Genomic DNA, 16944 nt, shown 5'->3' on the forward strand with positions numbered 1-16944 from the left:
GGGCAGGGAGGACAATCTATGATCCATCCGAACGCACAAGTCACGCCGGGCCACGGTCCGGATATGGGCACGCCACGGCGCGAAAGCGAGGTGGATGTCACGCTCGAGATCGACGGCCAGACCGTGACCGTACCGGCCGGCACATCGATCATGCGTGCCGCCGCGGGTAACGACGTCAACATCCCCAAGCTATGCGCGACGGATTCGCTCGAGCCCTTCGGGTCCTGCCGGTTGTGTCTCGTCGAGATCGAGGGGCGGCGCGGGTTTCCTGCCTCGTGCACGACACCCGTCGAGCCGGGCATGAAGGTGCGTACGCAGTCGCCCAAGTTGCAGGATCTGCGTCGCAACGTGATGGAGCTTTACATCTCCGATCACCCGCTCGACTGCCTGACCTGTGCGGCCAACGGCGATTGCGAGTTGCAGGACATGGCGGGCGTGACCGGGCTGCGCGAGGTGCGCTACGGCTTCGATGGCGAGAACCACATCCAGAGCGCAAAGGACGAGTCGAATCCGTATTTCACGTATGACCCGTCGAAATGCATCGTCTGCAATCGCTGTGTGAGGGCGTGCGAGGAAACGCAGGGCACCTTTGCGCTGACGATCTCCGGCCGCGGTTTCGAGGCGCGCATCTCGGCCGGGCAGGACCAGCCGTTCATGGATTCGGAGTGCGTGTCGTGCGGCGCCTGCGTGGCGGCCTGCCCGACGGCCACGCTGCAGGAAAAAAGCGTCATCGAGATGGGGCAGCCCGAGCACGCGGTGGTGACGACATGTGCGTACTGCGGCGTCGGCTGTGCGTTCAAGGCGGAAATGAAGGGCGGGGAAGTCGTGCGCATGACGCCCTACAAGGACGGTCTGGCCAACGAAGGGCATGCCTGCGTGAAGGGGCGCTTTGCCTGGGGATATGCCACGCACAAGGAGCGCATCACCAAGCCGATGATCCGCAGCAAGATCACGGACCCGTGGCGCGAAGTGTCGTGGGACGAGGCGCTGGACTACGCGGCCTCGGAGTTCCGGCGGATTCAGGCGAAGTACGGGCGCGATGCCATCGGCGGCATCACCTCGTCGCGTTGCACGAACGAGGAAACGTATCTCGTGCAGAAGCTCGTGCGCGCAGCGTTCGGCAATAACAACGTCGACACCTGTGCGCGGGTGTGTCACTCGCCAACGGGCTACGGCCTGAAGCAGACGCTTGGCGAGTCTGCCGGCACGCAGACGTTCAAATCGATCGAGCACGCCGACGTCATTCTGGTGATGGGCGCCAACCCGACCGACGGCCATCCGGTCTTTGCGTCGCGGCTCAAGCGCCGGGTGCGCGAGGGGGCGAAGCTGATCGTGATCGATCCGCGCCGCATCGATATCGTCGACGGGCCGCATGTGAAGGCGGCATATCACTTGCCATTGCGTCCAGGGACCAATGTCGCCATGGTGAATGCACTCGCCCATGTCATCGTGACCGAGGGGCTTCTGGCCGACGCATTCATCGCCGAGCGATGCGAGGACCGGGCGTTCGCGCAGTGGCGCGATTTCGTGGCGCTGCCGGAGAATTCGCCCGAGGCGGTGTCGGTCGTCACCGGCGTGCCTGCCGAGCAGATTCGCGGCGCAGCCCGGTTGTACGCCACGGGCGGCAATGCGGCGATTTATTACGGACTGGGGGTAACCGAGCACGCGCAAGGGTCGACCACCGTCATGGGCATTGCGAATCTGGCGATGGCCACGGGTAACGTCGGGCGTGAGGGCGTGGGCGTGAACCCGTTGCGCGGGCAGAACAATGTGCAGGGGTCGTGCGACATGGGGTCGTTCCCCCACGAGTTGCCCGGCTATCGGCACGTCTCCGATACGTTGGTGCGCGAGCAGTTCGAGGCCGCGTGGGGTGTCACGCTGCAGGCCGAGCCGGGGCTGCGCATCCCCAACATGTTCGACGCCGCGATTCACGGCAGCTTCAAGGGGCTGTATTGCCAGGGCGAGGACATCGTGCAGTCCGACCCGAACACTCAGCACGTTGCGGCGGCCATGGAGGCGATGGAGTGCATCGTCGTGCAGGACATCTTCCTGAACGAGACCGCCAAGTACGCGCATGTTCTGCTGCCCGGCACGACGTTCCTCGAAAAGGACGGGACGTTCACGAACGCCGAGCGCCGCATCTCGCGCGTGCGCCGTGTCATGGCGCCGCTGCCGGGCATGGCCGACTGGGAAGTGACGATTGCGCTCGCGAAGCGGCTGGGCTACGAGATGCCGTACTCGCATCCGTCGCAGATCATGGACGAGATCGCCCGGCTCACGCCGACGTTCCATGGGGTGAGCTACGCACGTCTGGACGACGCGGGCAGCCTGCAATGGCCGTGCAACGACGACGCCCCGGACGGCACGCCGATCATGCACGTCGACACATTCGTGCGTGGGAAGGGGCGCTTCATCATGACGCGCTATGTGCCGACCGACGAAAAGGTCACGCCGCGTTATCCGCTGCTGCTCACCACGGGGCGTATCCTCTCGCAATACAATGTTGGCGCGCAGACACGCCGTACGCACAACGTTCACTGGCACGATGAAGACCGGCTCGAAATCCATCCGCACGACGCGCAGGAGCGGGGCATCAAGGATCGAGACTGGGTCGGTATTCGCAGCCGGGCGGGCGAGACGGTGTTGCGCGCGGTGCTCAGTGAGCGTATGCAGCCGGGCGTGGTGTATACGACGTTCCATTTCCCCGAGTCGGGGGCGAACGTCATCACGACCGACAATTCCGACTGGGCGACCAATTGTCCCGAGTACAAGGTGACGGCCGTGCAGGTGCTGCCTGTGGCGCAGCCTTCGGCATGGCAAGCCAGTTATTCGACGTTCAACCGCACGCAGCTCGAACTGCTCGATGCGGCCCGCACGTCCTCCGAGCCGATACCGGCGAAGTAGACGGCGATCAGTGAATTGAAGTGGAGCCAGCGTTTGACGATGTCCAACCCTTTAGGTGAGCGTGACGACAGACAGTCCGCCCGCGAATTGCGCGACGAAGACGCACCAGCCATTGCCGCACCGGTCTGCAACGTGGCGCCCGCTGCGATCGATCCGCAGGCGCTGACGCCGCACGCGACGTTCGCCGTGCGGCGTTTTCGCCGGGGCACATGGCAGCAGGCGAGCGACGAGTTGGCCGACGAGGTGCCGGTTGCGCTGGAGTTCAACGGTATCTCCCATGTCGTGATGCTCGCGACCCCGGCCGATATCGAAGACTTTGCGCTGGGTTTTGCCCTGTCCGAGGGCATTCTGAACGACCGGCGCGAGTGCTATGGCGTTGACGTGACGGCGACGCCGTTGGGGATTACCGCGCATCTCGAAGTCTCGTCGCGGGCGTTCGCCGGGCTCAAGGAGCGTCGCCGTAATCTCACGGGCCGTACCGGATGCGGGCTGTGCGGCACGGAAAGCCTGGATCAGGTGCTGCGGCCGTTGCCGGCGGCGGGCCCGGCGTTGCGCGTGTCGCATGCCGCGCTGGCCGCAGCCTATGCCGGACTGGCGCAGCATCAGCCGTTGAACGGGGTGACCGGCGCGGTGCACGGCGCGGCCTGGTGTTCGCCGCAAGGCGAGGTGCTTTGCCTGCGCGAAGACGTCGGCCGGCACAACGCGCTCGACAAATTGATTGGCGCACTCGCGCGCGACGGACAGGCGTTCGATAGCGGATTTTTGTTGATGACGAGTCGTGCGAGCGTCGAAATCGTACAAAAGGCCGCGCAGGTCGGCATTCCGATGGTTGCGGCAGTCTCTGCGGCCACAGCGCTCGCGGTGCGAACGGCGCAGGCCGCAGGTGTCGCGCTGGTGGGTTTCGTGCGGGGGGAGCAGTGTGTCATCTACACGGGCGGGGCGGCGCTCGACGCCGGTGTCTGACGGCAACGATGGAGCGGGAGACATCTGATGGACGGTAACAACCTCGTGCGCATGGCCAATCGCATCGCAGACTTCTTCGAATCGTTGCCTGATCGGGAGGAAGCGCTGGGCGAAGTCGCCACGCATCTGCACAAGTTCTGGGACCCGCGCATGCGTACCCAGATTCTGGCGCTGGCCGACACGCCCGCCGCCGCGGGGATGCACTCGCTCCTGCGTGATGCGCTAACCCGTCATCGCGAACGGCTGATGCCATCAAACTAGTTCCATCAAGCTGAGGCCTGTGCGACGCGAGCGTACGCAGCTCGCGGTATAGTAGAAGAAACGGTCGCGCACTCGCGCGGCCTCACACTAGCGGAGGACTCGATGAACGATACCCGCACGCGCAAGCCCAGCCCACAGCCTCCTCTCAAGGAGGACGCAGTGGAGCACGACCTCGACGAGGCACTCGAAGAGACCTTTCCGGCGAGCGACCCTGTTTCCATCGGAGTCGACAAACCGAAGCGTGCCCCTGCGTCGATCGATACCGGCAAGACGCCGAAACCGTAATGTTCCCGGTAGGGTTGCGGTAGGTTTGCGGCGCAATGCCGGTGGATTGTGTACCAATCCGGTCTGTTCGCCGCACAGCCCCGTCTGATGGGGCCGCCGGCCGAAAATAAATCTCCGCCTCGGCATGGGTTTGACGCCCGGCCGGGGCGAATTCGTGGCAAAATGCCGCGCCTGACTCTCTCAGGCTGGGACTGTAGGAAATAAATGGCGGCAGGTACGGTAAAAAAAGTTCGACGCTACGCGCTGGAAACCATCGATGTGATGGGGCAGAGCGGGCTTGGCGTCGTCGAGCGCCCCGATGGGCGTTTCGTCATGTATCCGGAATACTGGACACAGACGCAGGCGCTCAGCCAAAAAATGCGCACGTTGTACCGCCGTAATTGCCAGCTCGAGTACCAATTGGCGAAGCTCACGCGCGAACTCGATCGTTTGCGCAGTGTGGTCGATACGCCGCGCCCCGCAGGGAATCCGCAAGCGTCATTGCCCGGTACCGACGTGCAGCAGCCTGAGCCCAAGCTCGAACACAATTCCACCGCCGAATTGCCGCCACGACGACGCAAACGCGCCGCCTGAGTGCTGTTGCCGTGACAACAATGTCCTGCCAATATCGCTCCAGTCCCTACCGATTTACCCTGTAACGTTACCGAATCTCCCTCAACATTCAGTTTTCTGCCCGCTTCGCCGACCATCATGGCGCTTACCGCATCGCAACTCGAAACCTTCCGTAACGACGGTTATCTGATCCTTCCGCGCTATGTGGCGCAGGCCGACTGCGAGGCGATTCTGGCCGATGCGCGAGCGCAGTTGGCGGCAGCAACGCCGCCGCTGGAGTTCGAAGCCGATGTGGGTTACGAAGGAGCGCCGGAGTCGCGTGACGCGGAGGGTGGTCAGACCGTCCGTCGTCTGCTCAAGGCTTACGACCGTGGCGAGGCGCTGCGCCGTTGGGCAACCCGCCCCGATCTCGTCGAGTCGCTCGCGCAGATCTTCGGGGAGGACGTGGTGCTCACGCTGGCGCATCACAATTGCGTGATGACCAAGCACCCGCACTTCGGCACCGCCACCGGCTGGCATCGCGATATCCGTTACTGGTCGTTCCTGCAGAATTCGCTGATTTCCGTGTGGCTTGCGCTTGGGCCGGAAACCCGTAGCAATGGCGCGTTGCGTTTCATCCCGGGCTCGCATCGCGAGCAACTCAAGCCGCACCAACTCGATTCGCTCGACTTCCTGCGTCCCGACGAGCCGGACAATCAACCGCTCGTTGCCCGTGGCCAACAGGTGGAACTGGCACAAGGCGATGTCGTGCTGTTCCACAGCGGCCTGTTCCATGCCGCTGGCCGTAACGAGGGCGATACCACGAAGTTCTCCGTGGTGTTTGCGTATCGCGGTGAGAGCAATCCGCCAACGCCGGGCACGCGCTCGGCATCGGCCGGCGAAGTGGCGCTCGGCCACTGACATTGCGGCTGCCGGGGATGGCCATCCCCGGTGCCACCTCGGTTTTTTGGGTGCTTTCCTAAAGCGACGGGCACCTTTTCCCGCGTAGACTCTCCGGCCACCCTTATGGCCTCACATGCTGGCGCAGGTGCCCTCTATTGCTGGGAAGGCGATGCTGTGCTGCGCCAGTAATCTGGCTGACGCCATGCCATCACAAGTGTCGTGTCGCTCCTGCGGACGTCGTTGCGCGGGACGCGCGCGGCCTCTTCCGGAGGAGATACGTGTCCCATTCGCCCATTTCACCCTCAGCACCACCCGCTGCCTCGCCGGCGGTGCCCGATGCGTCCGTTGCCGCTGGCCGTGCCACCTGGGGCTCCCGGTTGGGGTTCGTTCTGGCGGCGTCGGGTTCCGCCGTGGGGCTCGGCGCCGTCTGGAAGTTTCCTTACGTGGTGGGCGCGCACGGTGGCGGTGCGTTTCTTGTCCTGTATCTCGGCTGCGTGCTGACGCTTGGCGTTGCCCTGTTGCTTGCCGAGATGACTATCGGCCGGTTGACGGGCAAGTCTGTGACGACGGCATTGCGTGAGCTGGGCGGACGCCGTTGGGCGTGGGTCGGGCGCATCGCCACATTCAACGCCTTTGCGATTCTGTCGTTTTACGTTGTGGTCGGCGGCTGGACGGTAGCGTATCTGAAGCGGGCGATCACGGGTGACGTACTGGCCGTCGACACGGAACGTCTGGTCAGCGAATTCTCCGCGTTCATCGCGGACCCGGCCGCGTCACTTGTGAGCATGGGGGTGTTTCTGGGGCTGACGTGCATCATCGTTGCCGCAGGGGTGCAGAAGGGCATCGAGCGCGCCGGCAAGTGGCTCATGCCTGCGCTGTTCCTGCTGATGCTGCTGGTCATTGCGCGCGCGCTTACTCTGCCGGGGGCCATGGCCGGTGTCGCGTGGTTTCTCACGCCAGACTTCTCCGTCATTTCGGGCAGTACCTTGCTTGAAGCGTTGGGGCTGGCGTTCTTCTCGCTGTCGCTCGGTGCCGGCATGATCGTGGTCTATGGCTCATACCTGCCCAAGGACGCGAAGCTGGCCGGCTCAGCCGTCTGGGTAGCAACGCTCGCCACGCTTGCCTGCTTTCTCGCCGGGCTGATGATTCTGCCCGCCGTGTTCGCCTTCGGTGTGGCGCCCAACGCCGGGCCGGGGCTGACCTTCATCACGATGCCCGCGATATTCGCGCAGATGCCGTTCGGTCATCTCGTGGCGGTGGCCTTCTTCCTGTTGTTGCTGTTCGCAGCGCTGACGTCGGCAGTCTCGCTGTTCGAGCCGGTCACAGCGTTTCTCATCGATGAATACCAATGGCGTCGCGGGCCGGCCGTGGTGGCCGTGCTGGTGACGACATTTCTCTTTGGCGCACCTGCCGCGCTGTCTTTCGGCGTGTGGTCGGATGTGCGGCTCTTCGACCGGACGATCTTCGATCTGATGGATTACGTGACCGTCAATCTGCTGATGCCGGCGGGTGGATTGTGTGTGGCGCTCTTTGTCGGTGCGTGCATCTGGCCGTCGGCACGCACCGTACTTGAGGGCACACGCGGGCAGTGGTTTGTACCCGTGTGGCGCGCGCTACTGCTCGTTCTCACGCCCGTCGCGATCTTCGGCGTCTGGTATCAGAGTCTCTGAGGTGAGGCCGGACGGGCCATCACGCCTGTCCGGTATTGTCGCGATGCCAGCGCACAGCGAACCGCCAGTCAATCTGAATAGATGAACCGCCGGATCGGCGTGAACGTTGCGAGAGGACATCGGCAGTCAATCAGCCGCCGATAGCCGCCGATTACGCCACCGGTGTTCTCATCGTCACCCACTCTTCTGCGGCCGTGGGGTGCACCGCGAGTGTGCGGTCGAAGTCGGCCTTCGTTGCGCCCATCGATAACGCCACGCCGAGCAACTGCACCTGCTCGCCCGCGTGATCGCCCACCATGTGCGCGCCGACGATTTTGTCGGTCGCGCCGTCCACAAGCAGCTTCATCAGAATCTTCTCCTGACGGCCGGATAACGTCGCCTTGAGCGGACGGAACGACGCCTTGTAGACCTTGAGCTGTGAATACTGCGCGCGCGCGTCGCTTTCGGTCAGGCCCACGACACCGATCTCGGGCGTACTGAACACGGCCGTCGGAATCAGCTTGTGGTCGACGCGCGTCGTGCGCTCGCCGAACACCGTGTCGGCGAACGCCTGACCTTCGCGAATGGCCATCGGCGTGAGATTGACGCGGTCGGTCACGTCCCCCACGGCAAAGATCGACGGCACATTGGTGCGAGAGAATTCATCGACGATCACGGCACCCTTGTCGTCGAGCGCCACGCCGCTTGCGGCAAGGCCGAGGCCCTGCGTGTATGGCACACGTCCGGCTGCGCTCAACAGCACGTCGGCTTCGTGTGTACTTCCGTCGGACAGCGTGATGCGTAAGCGGTCCTGCACCTTGTCCGCGCGTTCCACTTTGCGCTCCAGCAGCACCTCGATGCCGCGCTCGCGATAGGCGGCTTCGAGGGCGGTGCGTACCTCTTCGTCAAAGCCGCGCAACAGATGCGGGCCGCGATGCACGAGCGTGACTTTCGAGCCGAGTCCGGCAAATACCCCTGCGAACTCCAGAGCGATGTAGCCGCCGCCGATGATCGTGACGCGCTCGGGGAGCGACGCGAGATGAAACACTTCGTTCGACGAGATGGCATGCTCGCGACCGATGAAATGGGGCTGATCTGCCGGTTTACCGCCCGTGGCAATCAGAATGTGGCGGGCGGTGATGCGCTCGCCTGTCGCGGGCAGCACAACCGTGTGCGGCCCTTCAACCACGGCACGCGCCGCGATCAGTTCGGCACCCGCGCGTTCGAGGTTGGTGCGGTAGATGCCCTCGAGCCGGGCGATCTCGCTGTCTTTGCGTGCGATGAGTGTCTTCCAGTCGAACTTGGGTGGCGGCACTTGCCATCCGAAACCTGCTGCATCTTCGAACTCATCGGCGAAGCGGCTCGCATAGACGAGCAGCTTTTTCGGGACGCACCCGCGAATCACGCAGGTGCCACCGACGCGAAACTCCTCGGCCACCTTCACGCGTGCGCCATACTGCGCCGCGACGCGCGCGGCACGCACACCGCCGGAGCCGGCACCGATCACGAAAAGATCCACATCGAACTGGGGCATTGCTAACTCCTATTTGTCATGCGGCACATCGCGCTGCCGGAATGATTCGGACAGCGTCGCGACGGCCATCGCTTCTCGCGTTGAGCGATTGTGCCAGAGACCCGTGCATGACGTCGGCGTGTCCCCCGCGCTTTCAGACGCATCCGAGCCAGTTTCAGCCACCATCCTGTGCCAATTCGGCATACGGCGCATCGCCCGTCAATCCGGGTTTTCGTACGGTCGTGCATTTCCATTGATTCGCATCAATGCGCCGGGTGAAGCGCGGGACGACAATCGAAGGCATCGAAAGTCGATCAATGCTTGAACGGTGCGCGTGGCGGCTGACCCACGAGGTGTCGCAGACGTTTCGCCGAAGAAGCAATCGCGGCTGCCGGATGTTTCTGAAATGAAACACTTCATCGGGATTGTCTTGGCATTACGCGAATGGTGGGAATGGAAGTGCATAAGAATCAAACGGTTATCGCTTGTGGCGCGAAATTTGCTCTGACTCTGCCAATACAGGCGGGATTCACCGCCGGCATAAGAGGATGTCATGACAAAGTCGCTCTCTCGCCTCATGGGCGCCACGATGGCGTTGGCATGGTTGTGTGGCTTCTGGATAGCGGCATCGGCACATGCCGCGAGTCCGCCGGGCACCGCGAGTTATTCGGGCGCGGTGGCAAGCGAGAAGGCCGCAACCGCCAGCACCCGGCATGGCACCCGGCCGTCGCGGGCCGCGCGCGCGAAGCGTGCGGCCCTAGCGCCGGCTTTCCTGCCGCCGGGTTCACCGCCACCGGCGCTTGCCGGCGTGGCACCGGCGCCGTGGAACGACGTGTTCGCTCAGGCGGGCGCCTGGGCGTCCGATCCGATCATCGTGAGCGGTCAGACCCTGGGCGGCACGCTCGGCAATGCCGGGTTGACGAAGGGGGCGGAAGGCTTGGTCACCGGGCCTCGTGCCGGGCTGACGGGGCTGTATCAAACCGTCTGGCATCGCGCGCTCTCCAACCCTGTGCTGAGCGCTCAGCTCTTCGCCGGGTCTCCCGAATACTTCGGACTGCATTTCTAAGCCGATGGGCATTGCGGCGGGACACGCTTGCACGTCTCGCGCGACCCATTCGAAGCGCATGCCCGACTCACCTCGACGTTGATCGTCTTCCGATGCATCGTGTGTGCCGGAACCGTCGTCATACGCTATCCCTCATGCCGGCGAAGCCCGCGTCCGCTCTGCATCTCGGACACGTCGCCCGCCGCATGAACCTTTCTCTCGCGCTTGCCTCGCCAAGATCAATGCGGTTAGGATTAACCCGCAGTTCAAGCGTGGCATTGCCGCAAGACATGCCGACTGCTGGCATGCCATTCCGTTCTGGAGCCCTCTAATGAGCACGCCCGAAGTCTCTGTGCAAAGTCCTCCCCAGAAGAAAGCGTTTCCCATCGGATTGATGGTCGGCGTGATCGTCATGATCGCCGTGCTCCTGGTTCCCATGCCCAACGATCTGCCGGTCGCGGGTCACCGCATGCTGGCAATTCTTGCCTTCGCCGTGGTGGTGTGGATTAGCGAAGCGGTGTCGTACGAAGCGAGTGCCATCATCATCACTTCGTTGATGGCCTTCCTCGTGGGGACCGCGCCCACGGTGCAGAACCCCAGTGTCGAGTACGGCACATCGAACGCCATCAGCATGGCGCTTGCCGGCTTTTCGAATTCGGCGCTTGCGCTCGTGGCCGGCGCATTGTTCATTGCCGCAGCCATGACGCTGACCGGACTCGACCGGCGCATCGCACTCGTCACGCTCTCGAAGATCGGCACCAGCACACGCCGCGTGATGGTTGGTGCGATCGCCGTGACGATCCTGCTCTCGCTCGTGGTGCCGAGCGCCACGGCTCGCAGTGCCTGCGTGGTGCCGATCATGATGGGCGTGATCGCCGCCTTCGGTGTCGATAAGCGCTCGAACATCGCGGCCGGGATCATGATCATCGTGGCGCAGGCGACAAGCATCTGGAACGTCGGTATTCAGACAGCGGCTGCACAGAACCTGCTGACCGTGGGCTTCATGGACAAGATGCTCGGCGATCGGATTACGTGGGCCGAGTGGCTGGTCGCGGGTGCGCCGTGGGCCGTCATCATGTCGGTGATCCTCGTGGTGCTCGTGCTCAAGATGATGCCGCCCGAAGCCGACGCCATCGCTGGCGGCAAGGAAGCCGTGGAAGCGCAACTGCGTGAAATGGGGCCGATGACGAGCGCGCAGAAGCGTCTGCTCGCCGTGTCGATCGGCCTGTTGCTGTTCTGGGCGACGGAGGGCAAGCTGCATCACTTCGACACCACGTCGGTGACCTACGTCGGCCTGGTGGTGCTGATGCTGCCGCGCTTCGGCGTAATGACCTGGAAAGATGTGCAGTCGCGTATTCCCTGGGGCACGGTGATCGTGTTCGGTGTGGGTATCAGTCTCGGTACCGCGCTGCTGACGACGCAGGCCGGCCAATGGCTGGGCAATCATGTGGTCGCCGCAACCGGCCTTGATTCGCTCCCGACACTGTGGGTCTTCGCGATTCTGGCGGCATTCCTGATCCTGATTCACCTGGGCTTCGCCAGCGCCACCGCGCTCACCTCGGCCATGCTGCCGATTCTGATCGCCGTGCTGCAAACGTTGCCGGGTGACTTTAACCGGCTGGGTATCGCCATGTTGCTCGGTTTCACGGTGAGCTTCGGTTTCATCCTGCCGATCAATGCGCCGCAGAACATGGTGTGTCTGGGTACCGACACCTTCACGGCAAAGCAGTTCGCGAGAGTCGGTATCGTGATCACTCTCGTGGGGTATGCGCTACTGTTGCTCTTCGCCGCGACGTACTGGCGCTGGTTGGGCTGGCTCTAAGCCGCGCAGACCGAACAAGGATTCAATATGCGAATTCCCTTGAGGGACGCCATCGACTTCGGCAAGCAACTGCTGCTCGCCCAAGGCGTGCCCGACGATATTGCGCTTGACGTCGCGCATCATCTGGTCGAGTCGGACCGTGTCGGTTATGCGAGCCACGGGCTCTCGATTCTGCCGACGTACCGCAAGGTGCTCGAAGACGGACAGGTCAACCCGAACGGACGCCCGACCGTGCTCACCGATCACGGCAATCTGCTGCTGTATGAAGGCAATGGCGGGTTCGGTCAGCACGTGGGCAAGTTCGTGGTCGAGCATGCCATTGCGCGCGCCTTCGACAAGGGCGTGTGCATCCTCACGCTGCGCAACAGCCACCATCTGGGCCGGATGGGGCAGTATGGCGAGATGGTGGCCCATCAGGGGCTGATCTTCATGGCGTTCACCAACGTGACGAACCGCATGCCGATGGTGGCCCCGTACGGTGGCCGCGAGCCGCGCCTGACGACCAACCCGCTGTGTTTTGCCGGACCGTTGCCGAACAACCGCCCGCCGCTCGTGGTGGACATGGCCACCAGCGCCATGGCGATCAACAAGGCGCGTGTGCTGGCAGCCGAAGGCAAGCAGGCGCCGCCAGGCTCGCTGATCGATGGCTACGGGAACCCGTCGACCGATCCGAACACACTCTTTACCGAGCCGTTCGGGGCACTGCTGCCGTTCGGCGGCCACAAGGGCTACGCGTTGGGGGTTGTGACGGAATTGCTTGCCGGTGTGCTTTCGGGCGGTGGCACGATTCAGCCGGAACACCCGCGTGCCGGTGTGGCGACGAACAATATGTTTGCGATCGTGCTCAATCCTCAGGTCGATTTTTCGGCGACATGGCGCTCGCATGAGGTCGAGGCGTTCATCGACTATCTGACGTCGTGCCCGCCGCAACCGGGCTTCGACCGGGTGCAGTATCCGGGCGAGTATGAGGCGCAGAACCGCAAGAAGCATCATGATCGCATCGAACTGACGCCCCAGATTTGGGAGTCGTTGATGAAGATGGCTGCGGAGCTTGACGTCCCTGCGCCGCGTACGTTGTAAGCCGGGGCGAACAGGGGCCGTATATCTGCAATGTTCCCTTTGTGCGACGATGGCAATACGAAGAAGCTTGGAATTGGGCGATGCCTGTGGCATTGCAGGGAGAAATGAAAGGCATGGCATTACTCAAGGTCGACGTGGTAAGCACCGAGCGGGCGATATTTTCGGGTGAGGCGCGCTTTGTCGCGGTGCCCGGAACATCGGGCGAGCTGGGCGTACTTCCCGGACACACGCCGTTGCTCACGGCGGTGCGCCCCGGTACCGTCAGAATCGAAGCGGGTGACGGCACGGATACGTTTTTGTACATCGCGGGCGGCTTCGTGGAGATTCAGCCCGATCGGGTAACGGTTCTGGCCGATACCGCCATACGTGCCGAAAGCCTTGACGAGGCTCGCGCTCAGCGAGCCCGCGAGGAAGCCAAGGCGCTGCTCGAGACGCAGGCGAGCGATATCGATTACGCCAAGGCGCAGGCCGAACTGACCGAGGCCGTGGCGCAATTGCAGGCGATCCGGCGCATGCGCAGGCAGAAGGAAACTCGCTGAGCGGGCAAGCCGCCACTCACGCCGAGCGCATCACCTCCGGCACCACGCCAACGCACTCAGGCATCAACAAGCAAGACAGGCAGTCCTCATGGACTGCCTTTTTTTTCGCCTTCGCTCCCCAAATCGAGAGGTGCAACCGCCTGAGGTAAACCCCGAGTCGATTCGGCTTGCGTCATTTTTTTGAAATCACTATATTTCTTTCAAATAACAGTTATTGCACTGAAATAACTGTTTATGAAAAATGCGATAGTCGGCTTGTCGCCCTCTCAATGCACGCGTGATCTCACGCGTCGGTGTCCCTGGAGTTCAAATGAGCGAGACAGCAAAGCAAACGGAACAGGAAGTTCTCTTCACGCAGATCGGCCGCGTTGCGGTGATTACGTTGAACCGCCCGCAGGCGCTCAACGCCTGGACCATCGCCATGCGCGAACTGATCATCGAAGCGCTCGAGCGCTTCAATGCCGACGAGTCCGTGGCAGCCGTGATCATGACCGGCGCAGGCCGCGCCTTCTCGGCCGGGCAGGATCTGGCCGAAGCGAAGCACTTCGACGGCGACACCGCCATCGAGTGGATCAAGGGCTGGGAACATTACTACGACGTGATCCGCAGCCTGAAGAAGCCGTTGGTCATGGCGCTGAACGGCACGGCGGCCGGTTCGGCCTTCCAGGTGTCGCTGCTGGGCGACATTCGTGTCGGCCACCCCGGCGTGCGCATGGGCCAGCCGGAGATCAATGCCGGGATCGCGAGCACGACCGGTCCGTGGATCATGAATCACATGCTGGGCCTGTCGCGCACTATCGAACTCACGCTCACGGGCCGCTTGATGGAAGCCGAAGAGTGCCATCGTCTGGGGCTGATCCATCACCTCGTGCCGGAAGAGAAGGTGTTCGAGAAGGCGCTGGAGATTGCGTCCGATCTGGCCGAGAAGCCGCCGGTGGCCATGCGTCTGGACAAGCAACGTTTTCGCGAGATGACCGAAGGCACGTTCCAGGACGCCATCGAAGCCGGCATGCGCATTCAGCGCGAATCGTACGAATCGGGAGAGCCGGCGCGCATGATGGCCGCGTTCTTTGCCAAGCGCGCTGCCAAGGCCGAGGCGGCAAAGGCCTGAGCGATACCGGTCGCCGTCGAACGACGTACCGCCGCCCGGCCTCGCGCGCATTGCTGCCGGGTGGTGAACATCACAGGACATGCGCGTTGCGTCTGTCCACACGCTAGCGGAGTTTTCCATGTCTCACTCGCACGACCCGCAAAACCCGTCCCGTCGCCGCCTCATGCAAATGGCCGGTACTGCCGCGCTGGCAAGCGCCTTGCCGTTGGCTGCATCGCGTACGGCGTACGCACAGGCACGCCAATTGATCGTCTCCGATCCGGGGGGGCCATACACCGTAGCCTACCGCCGTGCGTTCTACGACCCGTTCGAGAAGGCCACTGGCATCAAGGTCGTGAGTGTGGCGCGCGAGTCGCAGCCGGTGGCGCAGTTCGCGGCCATGGTGCAGACCAAGAACTACGTGTGGGATGTGACGACGCTCACACTCTCGGCCGATATTCCCTATCTCGAGTCGAAAGGCTTTCTCGAGCCCATCGGCATGAAGGCCGGCGACTTCCCCGGCATCATGCCCGAGGCGGTGACGGCCGACTGGCTGGGCGTCGACGTGTATTCGACCGTGCTGGCCTATCGCACCGACAAGTTCCAGAAAGAAGCGCCGCAGACGTGGGCAGACTTCTGGGACGTGAAGCGCTTCCCTGGCCGCCGCTCGCTGCGCCGCAGCCCGCTCGACACGTTGGAACAAGCGCTCATGGCCGACGGCGTGCCCATCGATAAGCTGTATCCGCTCGATCTCGACCGTGCGTTCAAGTCGCTCGACAAGATCAAGCCGCACATCAATCTGTGGTGGACGTCCGGCGCACAAGCCATGCAGGCGATTCAGAGCGGCGACGTCGACATGATGTCGACGTGGAACGGCCGCGCGCAGGCCGCCATCGACAACAAGGCACCGGTGAAGATCGTCTGGAATCAGGGGCTGTATTCCATCGAAGGGTGGGGGATTCCGAAGGGCACACCGCGCGCCGAGTTCGCCAAGCAGTTCGTGCGGTTCTGCGGCGATCCGGCCCGTCAGTCGCTCATTACGCAGGATCTCGCGTATGGCCCGACCAACCTCAAGGCGTTCGACGCCATCCAGAAGGATCGCGCACTGCTGTTGCCGACGGCACCGGCCAATTTGAAGGGGATGCGTCTGCCGAGTCCGCAGTGGTGGGCCGAGAACCGCACGAAGGCCACCGAGCGTTTCAACGCGTGGCTGTTGTCGTAAGGGGCGAGAGGCATCGGAGCCGGATGAGACGAACATGAGTACCAAACTGGAAACCATCGGTCTTGCCAAGACGTACCGCGAGACCCCCGCGCTTCTGCCGACCGACCTTCGGGTCGCGGCAGGAGAATTTCTCACATTGCTCGGGCCGTCGGGCTCGGGCAAGACCACGCTGTTGCAGATGATTTCGGGGCTGGTCGAGCCCAGCGCCGGGCAACTTCTCATCGACGGGCGCGACGCCACGCACGACGCGCCGGGCAAACGCGGCATCGGGATGGTGTTCCAGAGTTACGCGCTCTTTCCGCACATGACCGTCTGGGACAACGTGGCATACGGGTTGCGCATGCGCAAACTGCCGCGCGCCGAGCTGGCGCCGGCCGTGGACGCCGCATTGGCGATGGTCAAGATGCAGGCCTTTGCGCAGCGTCTGCCGTCGGAGTTGTCGGGCGGGCAGCAGCAGCGCATCGCGCTTGCGCGCTGCTTCGCCTTCCGTCCCTCGATCATCCTGCTCGACGAGCCGCTTGGCGCGCTCGACAAAAAGCTGCGCGAACACATGCAGATGGAGATCCGGCGTCTGCATCAGGAATTGGGGGCGACATTCATCTACGTCACCCACGATCAGGACGAGGCGCTCACGCTGTCCGACCGGATCTGTCTGATGAATCAGGCACGTATCGAGCAGATCGGCACTCCGGCACAGTTGTACGACCGTCCGGCGACACGCTTTGCGGCGGATTTCCTCGGTCATTCCAACTTGCTCGACGGCGTGGTCGAACGTGTGGCCGACGGCCGCGTTGCCTTGCGTGTGGGCGACCGTCTGGTACCCGTCGGCCCGGGTCCGGACCTGCCGGCAGCGGGGGCCGCCAGTCTGCTGGTGCGTCCGGAAGCGGCGCGGCTGACCTCGCCCGAAGACGGCGCGCTCGCCGGCACGATACGCGAAGTCGTGTTCCTGGGGGCGGACACGCGCGCGATCGTGTCGCTGGGGCAGGGGGCCGAGCGCGATGATGGTGCCGACTTCACCGTGCGCTGCCCGCGCGATCTTACGCCGAGTGTCGGCGAGCGCGTAGGTCTGGCGTGGGATCACGGCCGCGCGACGTTGCTCACGCGCTGAGTCTTTTACCCGACGCCCAAGTCATCCGC

Annotated in this window: 15 protein-coding genes; 14 read left to right on the forward strand and 1 reads right to left on the reverse strand. The window is 63.5% G+C overall.

Annotated features, from left to right (window positions below; translation table 11 throughout):
* Positions 1-18: 18 nt before the first annotated feature.
* The 7 genes from fdhF to PCO31110_RS22000 all read left to right on the forward strand — a co-directional run bounded on the left by fdhF (position 19) and on the right by PCO31110_RS22000 (position 7517).
* The gene (gene fdhF / locus PCO31110_RS21970; RefSeq protein WP_010807824.1) at positions 19-2904 is read left to right on the forward strand and encodes a formate dehydrogenase subunit alpha; all 2886 of its coding nucleotides are present in this window, start codon (positions 19-21) and stop codon (positions 2902-2904) included.
* A gap of 33 nt (positions 2905-2937) precedes the next feature.
* Positions 2938-3867 carry a formate dehydrogenase accessory sulfurtransferase FdhD gene (gene fdhD, locus PCO31110_RS21975; RefSeq protein ID WP_246189932.1) on the forward strand — a complete coding sequence of 310 codons (930 nt, stop codon included), beginning with the start codon at positions 2938-2940 and terminating at the stop codon, positions 3865-3867.
* 27 nt (positions 3868-3894) lie between these two features.
* A complete protein-coding gene (locus tag PCO31110_RS21980; protein WP_010807826.1) occupies positions 3895-4128 on the forward strand; it encodes a formate dehydrogenase subunit delta in 234 nt (77 codons plus the stop codon).
* Positions 4129-4230: 102 nt separating this feature from the next.
* Positions 4231-4413, forward strand: a complete 183-nt coding sequence (locus PCO31110_RS21985; protein ID WP_010807827.1) for a hypothetical protein — start codon at positions 4231-4233, stop codon at positions 4411-4413.
* Positions 4414-4617: 204 nt separating this feature from the next.
* Positions 4618-4986 (forward strand): hypothetical protein, encoded by a 369-nt coding sequence (locus tag PCO31110_RS21990; protein WP_150691384.1) that lies wholly within the window; start codon positions 4618-4620, stop codon positions 4984-4986.
* Positions 4987-5103: 117 nt separating this feature from the next.
* On the forward strand, positions 5104-5865 hold the full coding sequence (locus PCO31110_RS21995) for a phytanoyl-CoA dioxygenase family protein (RefSeq protein ID WP_150691385.1): 762 nt from the start codon (positions 5104-5106) through the stop codon (positions 5863-5865).
* A gap of 260 nt (positions 5866-6125) precedes the next feature.
* A complete protein-coding gene (locus PCO31110_RS22000; RefSeq protein ID WP_150691386.1) occupies positions 6126-7517 on the forward strand; it encodes a sodium-dependent transporter in 1392 nt (463 codons plus the stop codon).
* A gap of 151 nt (positions 7518-7668) precedes the next feature.
* Here the strand turns inward: PCO31110_RS22000 and gor are convergent, their stop codons facing one another.
* Positions 7669-9030 (reverse strand): glutathione-disulfide reductase, encoded by a 1362-nt coding sequence (gene gor, locus PCO31110_RS22005; RefSeq protein ID WP_150691387.1) that lies wholly within the window; start codon positions 9028-9030, stop codon positions 7669-7671.
* Positions 9031-9562: 532 nt separating this feature from the next.
* Here gor and PCO31110_RS22010 point away from each other — a divergent pair.
* From PCO31110_RS22010 to PCO31110_RS22040, 7 genes are all read left to right on the forward strand, one after another.
* Positions 9563-10075 carry a hypothetical protein gene (locus PCO31110_RS22010; RefSeq protein ID WP_150691388.1) on the forward strand — a complete coding sequence of 171 codons (513 nt, stop codon included), beginning with the start codon at positions 9563-9565 and terminating at the stop codon, positions 10073-10075.
* A 310-nt stretch (positions 10076-10385) separates the two neighbouring features.
* A complete protein-coding gene (locus tag PCO31110_RS22015) occupies positions 10386-11876 on the forward strand; it encodes a DASS family sodium-coupled anion symporter (protein ID WP_010807833.1) in 1491 nt (496 codons plus the stop codon).
* Positions 11877-11903: 27 nt separating this feature from the next.
* Complete coding sequence (locus PCO31110_RS22020; protein WP_010807834.1) at positions 11904-12956, forward strand: Ldh family oxidoreductase; 1053 nt, start codon at positions 11904-11906, stop codon at positions 12954-12956.
* 113 nt (positions 12957-13069) lie between these two features.
* Positions 13070-13495, forward strand: coding sequence for a F0F1 ATP synthase subunit epsilon (locus PCO31110_RS22025; protein WP_010807835.1), 426 nt, complete (start codon positions 13070-13072; stop codon positions 13493-13495).
* A gap of 310 nt (positions 13496-13805) precedes the next feature.
* On the forward strand, positions 13806-14606 hold the full coding sequence (locus PCO31110_RS22030) for an enoyl-CoA hydratase/isomerase family protein (RefSeq protein ID WP_010807836.1): 801 nt from the start codon (positions 13806-13808) through the stop codon (positions 14604-14606).
* 118 nt (positions 14607-14724) lie between these two features.
* Positions 14725-15807, forward strand: coding sequence for an ABC transporter substrate-binding protein (locus PCO31110_RS22035; RefSeq protein WP_010807837.1), 1083 nt, complete (start codon positions 14725-14727; stop codon positions 15805-15807).
* Positions 15808-15841: 34 nt separating this feature from the next.
* Positions 15842-16915 carry an ABC transporter ATP-binding protein gene (locus PCO31110_RS22040; protein WP_010807838.1) on the forward strand — a complete coding sequence of 358 codons (1074 nt, stop codon included), beginning with the start codon at positions 15842-15844 and terminating at the stop codon, positions 16913-16915.
* Positions 16916-16944: the final 29 nt, after the last annotated feature.

The sequence above is a fragment of the Pandoraea communis genome, from assembly GCF_902459745.1.
In the GTDB taxonomy this organism is placed as follows: domain Bacteria; phylum Pseudomonadota; class Gammaproteobacteria; order Burkholderiales; family Burkholderiaceae; genus Pandoraea; species Pandoraea communis.